The following is a 7979-nucleotide window of genomic DNA, read 5'->3' on the forward strand; positions in this document are numbered from 1 at the left end:
ACCATGCCCGGAGGCTGTGCCGTCAGCCGCGGCGGCGCGGCCGGAGGACTCCCAGCGGGCCGAGCCATTTCGATGACCGGCGGAGCCCGCACCGGCTCGCCCATCACGATGTCCGGAAGCTCCTCGCCGACGATGGCCGCGTCGGCGAGGTCCGCGTCGGCCTCCTGCTCCTCCGAGTCATCACTGAGGAACTGTCCCGGCGCGAGCCCGCCGAACATCCCCGCGACCTCGGGCTCCGCGCGCACGGGAGCGGGCGGAGGCGGCATGGCGGGTGGCGGCACGACCACCGGCGCCGCCATGGAGACAGGCGCCACCGCCGCCATGGACACCGAGCGGCGCGCGGGCAGCGGAATGGCCGGCTTCAGCGGGCGCGTCGGCCGGTCGATGTCGTAGCGCAGGCTCAGGTAGTGGAAGAGCCGCAGCTCCGGCACCACGTACGGGACGATGCGCATGCCCGTGATGAACCCGAGCGCATCCGTGGTCTGCAGGTCCAGCGGGTTGGCCATCGCGACCTTCAGCCGCCGGCCCTCCACCGCGAGCGGGAACGCCTGGTGCTTCTCCGCCTGATCCGCGTTGAGCAGCTTCAGCGTCGCGTCGGTGACGGCGTCGAAGTCCGCCTCCATCGCCACGGGCAACCGGGTCAGCTCCCCCAGCACCATGCCCACCGTCTCGATGTCCAGGAACCCCAGCTCCACGAGCCGCGAGCCCAACCGGCCTCCGTGCACGAGCTGCGCGCTCATGCCCTGGTCGAGCTGCGCCTGCGTCAGGAGGCCCTTGCGGACCAGCGTCAATCCCAGCTTGTCGCCCATGTCGGCCCGCAGTCTAAACGGCTTCGCGGTGCCAATGAGAGGGTGCGCACGAATACGACCTGCGCCCCCGTCCTGCTCGCCTGCCCGGTGGCGCCCGGGTCAGTACGCGTTCTTCGACAGGAAGCCGCCCAGCGCGGTGCGCAGGAGGATCTTCAGGTCCATCAGGAGCGACCAGTTCTCGATGTAATAGAGGTCGTACTCGATGCGCTTCTGGATGGACGTCTGGCCGCGCAGGCCGTTGATCTGCGCCCAGCCGGTGATGCCCGCCTTCACCTTGTGGCGCAGGTGGTAGCGCGGAATCTGGCGCTTGAACTCCTCGATGAAGACGGGCCGCTCCGGGCGCGGGCCCACGAGGCTCATGTCGCCCCGGAGCACGTTGAAGAACTGGGGCAGCTCATCCAGCGAGTACTTGCGCAGGAACGTGCCCACCGGCGTGCGGCGCGCGTCCACCGCGCTGGCCATGGTGGCGCCCTGGGCCTCCGCGTCCACGCGCATGGTGCGGAACTTGAGGATGTGGAAGGTCCGCCCGTCCATGCCCATCCGCTCCTGGCGGTAGAGGATGGGGCCCTTGCTGGTGAGGCGCACGAGCAGGGCGGTGAGCACCATCAGCGGAGAGCTGACGGCGATGGCCACCAGGGAGAACAGCACGTCGAACACGCGCTTGGCCACGCGGCTCCAGCCGTCCATGGGGTCGCCCTGGAGGCTGATGATGGGCAGGCCGCCGAACTCCTCCAGGCCGCCGTACAGGGTGATGTACTGGTACAGGTCCGGCACCACCTTGACGTCCACGGTGCGCAGCGCCAGCTGCTCCATCAGCGGCTTCACGCGCGCCTGGTCCTCCAGCGGCACGGCGATGATGACCTGATCCACGGGGTGGGCATCCAGGTAGGCCTCCACCTCGCCCACGTGGCCCACCACGCGCACGCCGCCCACCCACTGGCCGACCTTCTCCTCCTTCAGCGACAGCACGCCCGTCACGCGGAAGCCCAGCTCGCGGTGGCTCTCCACCGTCTCGATGGTGCGCAGCCCCAGCTCCTCCTCGCCGATGACGAGGATGGACTTGAGGTTGTAGCCGCGCCGGCGCACCTCGCTGAGCAGGTGGCGCATGACCATGCGCGATACGGCGATGAGCGTGAAGGCGTAGACGACGAAGATGGCCAGCGTGAGGCGCGAGTAGCGCTCGCGGATGAAGTACGTCACCGCCACCAGGACGAGCGTCGCGGTGATGGTGGCCTTGAAGAGCTCGAACAGCTCCCCCATGTGCGAGCGCGCGCGGTTGGTCGCGTACAGCCGCGCCCGCTGGAACGTCATCGGGAAGATGACCAGCACCATCACCAGGGAGACGAACGTCTCGGCCGGGGGCGGGATGCCCTCGGTGATGGGGAACACGCCGCTGAAGCGGGTGAAGTACGCGAGCACGAACGCCACCCCGAGCATCCCCGCGTCGGCGGCGACCTTGATGGACGTGTAGAAACGCTGCAGGCGACCAAACACCGCGGTGACTCCTGACGGGGGACGAGGACCGTCCGTCGGATGCAAGACACGCACCCTGAGCCCCGGGAACCCTCAAGCGCCCGGGCCCCTCCCCCGGCGCGGCGTCCTATCACGGGTTTTCCCGTGAAACCAAGGGGTTGCACCGGAGGGCAGCGGACACAAGACATCCCGCCGGGCAGGCAGGCCTCGGGAAACTGGGGAGGGCGCGGACAGCGCTGTCACACCGCTGGGGAGGACGGGGACAGGCCCAGCAGGGCGTCCACCTCCGCCTGGATGGCCTGCTGGAAGCGGGCGCGGCTGAAGCGCTCGGCCTGGGCGCGGGCGTCCTGGGGGCGGAAGGACTGCTCCCAGGAATCGAACTGGCGCACGGCGGCGGCGAGGGACGCGGGGGTCTGCTCCGGGAAGAAGAGGCCCGTCCTGGGCGTGACGGTCTCCAGGGCGCCGCCCTTGCCGAAGGCGATGACGGGGCGGCCGGTGGCCTGGGCCTCCAGGGGGGTGATGCCGAAGTCCTCCTCGGGGGTGAAGAGGAGCGCGCGGGCGTCGCGGTAGAGGGCGGGGAGCGCGCTGTCCGGCACGTTGCCGAGGAACCGGATGTGGGGCGGAAGCGGCCCGGACGTGAGGCGGGAGGCCTCCTGCCCCGTGCCCACGACCCACAGGGGGGTGTCCAGGGTGCGGAAGGCCTCCAGGGCGACGTCCAGGCGCTTGTAGGGGGCGAAGGCGCCGAGCCACAGGAAGTAGCCGCCCTGCCCTCCCCCTTCGAGCGGCACCTGGGTGAAGCGTTCGAGCTCCACGGGGGGCGAGACGACGGAGGCGTCGCGGTCCCAGAAGCGGCGGATCTTCCCGGCGATGTGCTGGGAGTTGGCGACGATGCGGCCCACGCGCTGGGTGGAGGTGCGGTCCCAGTGCTGGAGGTAGGGGCGCACGGCGAGGGCGGCGGCGCGCACGGGGAGGCGGGTGCGGCCGGGGCCGAAGTACTCGTCGAACAGGTCCCACATGTACCGCATGGGAGCGTGGACGTAGCTCAGGTGGGGCACGCCGGGAGGCGCGTGGATGCCCTTGGCGACGCAGTGGCTGGAGGACAGGACGAGGTCGTAGTCGCCGGTGATGCGAAGGGCTTCGATGGCGCGGGGGAACAGCGGCAGGAAGTGCCGGTAGCGCGAGTGGATGCCGGGGATGTGCTGGAGGAACGACGTGGTGATGCGCCGGTCCTCGATGCGCGGGGACTGGCTGCCCGGCTGGTGGATGAGGGTGTAGAGGTCCGCGCGGGGGAACAGTTCGCAGAGGGCGTCGAGGACGCGTTCTCCGCCGCGGTGGGTGACGAGCCAGTCGTGGACGAGGGCGACCTTCACGGGTGGGCCTTCTAGCACTGGCGCGGCGGTGCGGGGGCAAGCCAGCGTGTGGTAGGCCAGGGAGCGTGCCTTCTGTCCTGCTCGACTTGAGAATGGTGCGCGGTCAGCTCCACGGCATCGCGAGGTACGCGCTGGAGCTGGCGCGCCGGCTGCCCGCCCTGGCCCCGGACCTGGAGTTCTCCGCGCTGGTCCCGGCGAAGGGCCTGCCGGACGACCTGGGAGAGCTGACGCCGAGGATTCCGCTGCACCGCTCCAGGGCCGGGTACCTGTCACCGACCGAGCAGCCGCTGTTGGCGTACGAGCTGACGAAGCTGAAGCCGGACCTGTTCCACGCGACGTCGTTCTCGTTGCCGCTGTTCTGGCCGGGGAAGTTGGTGGCCACGTTGCACGACGCGAACCATCTGGCGCTGGCGGACCAGTACACGCCGGTGCAGGCGATTTATTACAAGGCGGTGGTGGGCCCGCGGGCGCGCTTGGCGACTGCGTTGATCACCGTGTCTGACTTCTCCCGGGAGGAGCTGGGGAAGTATTTGAAGATGTCGCCGTACCGGTTCCAGGTGATCCACAACGGCGTGGATGAGCGGTTCCAGCCGCCCACGGCGAGCGAGGCGAAGGCGTTCCGGGACCGGCATGAGTTGCCGGAGCGGTACATCGCGGTGGTGGGCAACGCGAAGCCGTTCAAGAACCTGGCGATGCTGGCGAAGTTCGCGCCGGACCTGCCGGTGCCCCTGGTGTTGCTCGCCGGAAAGGGCGCGGTGGCGCATGAGGTTGGGCTGCACGAGAACGTCATCGACCTGGAGCAACTGCCCGAGTCGGAAATGGCGTTGTTCTATGGGGCCGCGACGGCGCTGCTGCTGCCGTCGAAGTACGAGGGATTTGGATTGCCGGCGTTGGAAGCCATGGCGTCCGGGTGCCCGGTCATCGCGGCGGATGCGACAGCACTCCCGGAGGTCGTGGGCGACGCAGCGCTCCGGCTGGATCCGACGGCGTCCTCCGAATGGAGGGAGGCATGCCTGCGACTGTTACGGGACGACTCCCTCCGCAGGGAACTGGTGGACCTGGGCAGGGGGAGGGCCGCTCGGTTCACCTGGGACATCTGTGCCTTGCAGACGTTGGGTGTATTTCGCAGAGCCCTGGGTCACTAGTTCACGTCGAAGGTACAATTCCATTCACTGCCATCGGCGAAACGGTAGACAAATTCACCTTGCGCATCACTGGTTACCACATGGTTGAGGGTCAGGGTCGCGGACATCGGCGTTCCAGGCTTGAGGTAGCCCCCCATCCGAAGGTCATCGACGGGATCGTAGTATGCCGCCCACCGCAAGCCGCTAGACCCGCTACCAACCACAAGCTCATCCTCACTTCCCCGAACCAATTCATAAGCAGTCGGCGAGCGAATCACGAGCTCTTCATTGAACGTGATGCCCACCCCGATGGAGGCCACACCCTTCTCAAGGAGGGAATCCGTGACATACGACAACGCCAGGTAGGTCATCTTGTTGTCGTTCAGAGCCGGATGGGTCCGCTCCAAGGAACTCCGCTCCCCGTCAATGGGCCAGTTCACAGCCTGCCCCAGATGGGTTCCTTGACACGATCCATTGGCGGGCGAATCACAGCCGACGGCAAGCGCTCCGCAGCAGGACAGCACAAGAGCCAGACGCGACGATGACGGGTTCATGAGTGCCAGTCTAGACCAGTTCTGGCCATGACCCAAGCCACTCCCGAGATGTTTTCCATGACAAGCCTTGCGACTTCGCACCTCCTTCCAAGCGCATTCCGAGTGGCGCGTGTTCTTGCCGGGGTGGTGCTCTTCTTCGCCTCGAACGCAAGCGCCCAGGCCATCCACCCGCTCCAGGCCGCGACGCCGAAGGCTGTCTCCCTGACGGTGAGTGGCGGCGTATCCCTGGGCACATATGAGGCAGGGTTCCTGTACTACTCGGGAACATCCTCTCAGGGAGAGCGCGCCGTGGACCTGCGGCTCGTGACCGGCGCCTCCGCAGGAAGCCTCAATGCCTTGCTGGCGATCATGGCGACTTGTGGCGTGGATGCGTCCACGCCGGGTCAATCTTTCTTCTGGGACATCTGGGTTCCCATCGGGTTCAACGACCTCTTCATCCCGACATCGACGACGCCGCTCGGTGTCTTCTCCCGCGACGCGCTGGAACGCCGCGCCTCCCATATCGAGCAGGCCTGGAACCGTGGCCTGGACCGATCCTGCGACGTGGTGCTCGGAGTTTCGACGACGCGCCTTTCGCCTCGCGCCCTTCAGGCCGCGAACGGACGGCTCGACCTGCCTCGGCTCGAAGAGAAGTTCGCCATCCGCATCCAGGGACGCGGGCCTGGACGCCCTCCTCGCGCGACCAACTACACCACTCGCGAGGGCCGCCGCCTGGAACTGCTGCTCGAAACGGACGAGCAAGGGGAGATTCCCTTCGCGAACCTGCGCGAACTCCTCCTCGCGTCCATGTCCTTCCCCATCGCGTTTCCGCCCCAACCCCTGCGGACCTGCGCGCCGAAGGCCTCCGCGAAGCCAGGGATCTGCCTGCCTTCGGAGGCGAGGCGCGAGCTCTTCATCGATGGTGGCGTCTTCGACAACACGCCCCTGCGTCTGGCCGTGGGGCTCGCCCGTGATGGCCTTCGCGAAACCGCGGACGGCAAGCTGGAGTGGCGTCCGGTCCCACAGCCCGACACGCGCACGACGCCTCCCGGTATCGCGTTCGCGTTCATCGACCCGGACGCGACGGAGTACCCCATCGCGCCTCCTCAGGAGGGCACCAGGCCAGTCTCGCTGCCGGGAACACTCGCGGAGCTCCTTGCGGCCTTCGTGGACACGGCGCGGTCCAAGGAACTGGCCATGCTGCTGGAGGAGGAGCCAGAGATCGCCAAACGCCTCACCCTCCCCCGCCGGCACTTTCCCGCGGCCGGTGCGCCCCTCTTCGCGTTCCTGGGCTTCTTCGAAAAGAGCTTCCGTGTCTTCGACTTCTACCTGGGCATGTACGACGCCCGCCGGATGATGGATGACGCGTTCCGGGAAGGGAGGACGTCGTCAGAGAAGCCCCGCGCGGCGGCGATGGATGGCATTGGCGGATGGCAGCCCTTCGCCTGCATGAGCGCTGTCTACGACTCCTTGCCGAGCGCGGAGCAGGCCTGTCAGGGCGAAGCGCTGGAAGACTTCCGGGCGCTGCTCCAGATGTCCCTGGACCAGCTCTACGACGCATGCAGCAAGTCCGCAGGCACCGTTCCACCCGGCACCTGGCGCAATGCGCACTGTGACCGAGCCATCGCGGGCCAGGCTCCGCCCCATGTCCCGGGTCTCCAGCCCAATGAATGGCCGGACTGGAAGCAGAGCAAGGACGAGTCGGAGTTGGCGTATTCGATGCGGCTGCTCGGGGCGTATGGCTTCGGGTTCCAGGACCTGGGTGTCCCGAAGGGACAAGGAGGACAGGCTGTCCTCCGCATCCGCCATGCGCTCGGGACTGCTGCCCACCGGCTCGCGGCGGTGCAACCCGCTGCGGACAAGCCCACGGTCCGCTTCGCCAGCAAGCTCGCGGTGGACAGCATCAGCTACGAGCCCCAGCGCATGTCGCTGCACATCACGATGGGCCCCACCGCGAGCGAGATCGGCCTGAGCGTCGGGGCCTCCGCGATGCCGCTGTCCTCCGGGCTCAGGTTCGCGGGTGCGATTGGCTTCCGTGGGCTCGAGGACGTCCTGTCCTCCGGCAACAGCGGCGATCCGTTTGGCGTGGCGCTGACGGGAGGGCTCGAGTTCCAGCCCCCCTCAGGACAGACCTTCCTCTCACAGAGCCGTCTGGCCCTTCGCGCGGGATGGTTGTTCAGCTCGAACGACCATTACGGCACGAGCAGCTGCCCGGCGGGAGGCGCCCTGAGGGATCCCCTCATCTAGCGAGTTGATCAGCACACGCTCGCTCGGCGGCTGCGTGCGAAGGCGCTGGTGTCAGCGCAAAGAGGCAGCCACCATGACGCGCAAGGTGGCCATCGACGAAGAGCAGGTGCGGGCGTTCCTGACGGAAGTGTTCGAGGACGACCTGCACGTCAAACGAATCCTGTCCCTGTCGCACGCGACGCTGGGGGCGGTGCAGGCGGCGAGCCTGTCGGTGGCGGCCATCGGCAAGGCCATGGCGTGGGCGCGTGGAGAGGACGTCACGTCCAAGCACGCGGTGAAGCAGGTGGACCGACTGTTGTCGAATGGAGGCTTCGACGTCTGGAAGCTCTTCGCGTCCTGGGTGCCCTTCGTGCTGGCGGAGCGGACCGAGGCGGTCATCGCGCTGGACTGGACGGACTTCGAGCAGGACGACCAGGAGACGCT

At 67.9% G+C, this 7979-nt stretch carries 5 protein-coding genes and 2 pseudogenes; 3 read left to right on the forward strand and 4 right to left on the reverse strand.

Features of this window, described 5'->3' with window-relative positions:
• The 3 genes and pseudogenes from D7W82_RS36930 to D7W82_RS36940 all read right to left on the reverse strand — a co-directional run.
• Positions 1 to 809: pseudogene (locus D7W82_RS36930) on the reverse strand (hypothetical protein); the annotation flags it as partial.
• 99 nt (positions 810 to 908) lie between these two features.
• Positions 909 to 2303, reverse strand: coding sequence for an undecaprenyl-phosphate glucose phosphotransferase (locus D7W82_RS36935; protein ID WP_120622782.1), 1395 nt, complete (start codon positions 2301 to 2303; stop codon positions 909 to 911).
• Positions 2304 to 2521: 218 nt separating this feature from the next.
• Complete coding sequence (locus D7W82_RS36940) at positions 2522 to 3652, reverse strand: glycosyltransferase (protein WP_120622783.1); 1131 nt, start codon at positions 3650 to 3652, stop codon at positions 2522 to 2524.
• 92 nt (positions 3653 to 3744) lie between these two features.
• On the opposite strand from D7W82_RS36940, the gene D7W82_RS36945 reads away from it, so the two are divergent.
• Positions 3745 to 4797 carry a glycosyltransferase family 1 protein gene (locus D7W82_RS36945; RefSeq protein WP_233588163.1) on the forward strand — a complete coding sequence of 351 codons (1053 nt, stop codon included), beginning with the start codon at positions 3745 to 3747 and terminating at the stop codon, positions 4795 to 4797.
• Here D7W82_RS36945 and D7W82_RS36950 read toward each other — a convergent pair.
• Positions 4794 to 5330, reverse strand: a complete 537-nt coding sequence (locus D7W82_RS36950) for a hypothetical protein (RefSeq protein ID WP_147439734.1) — start codon at positions 5328 to 5330, stop codon at positions 4794 to 4796. The genes D7W82_RS36945 and D7W82_RS36950 overlap by 4 nt on opposite strands.
• A gap of 102 nt (positions 5331 to 5432) precedes the next feature.
• On the opposite strand from D7W82_RS36950, the gene D7W82_RS36955 reads away from it, so the two are divergent.
• Together D7W82_RS36955 and D7W82_RS36960 are read left to right on the forward strand one after the other, a co-directional pair.
• Complete coding sequence (locus D7W82_RS36955; protein WP_233588162.1) at positions 5433 to 7556, forward strand: patatin-like phospholipase family protein; 2124 nt, start codon at positions 5433 to 5435, stop codon at positions 7554 to 7556.
• A gap of 73 nt (positions 7557 to 7629) precedes the next feature.
• Positions 7630 to 7979 (forward strand): annotated as a pseudogene (locus D7W82_RS36960) (IS4 family transposase); the annotation flags it as partial.

The organism is Corallococcus sp. CA049B (genome assembly GCF_003611685.1).
GTDB lineage: Bacteria > Myxococcota > Myxococcia > Myxococcales > Myxococcaceae > Corallococcus > Corallococcus coralloides.

Bases quoted from the DNA above. Each gene is read 5' to 3' on its own strand.
- D7W82_RS36945 (WP_233588163.1), top strand. From the start codon at position 3,745: ATGGTGCGCGGTCAGCTCCACGGCATCGCGAGGTACGCGCTGGAGCTG.
- D7W82_RS36950 (WP_147439734.1), bottom strand. From the start codon at position 5,330: ATGAACCCGTCATCGTCGCGTCTGGCTCTTGTGCTGTCCTGCTGCGGA.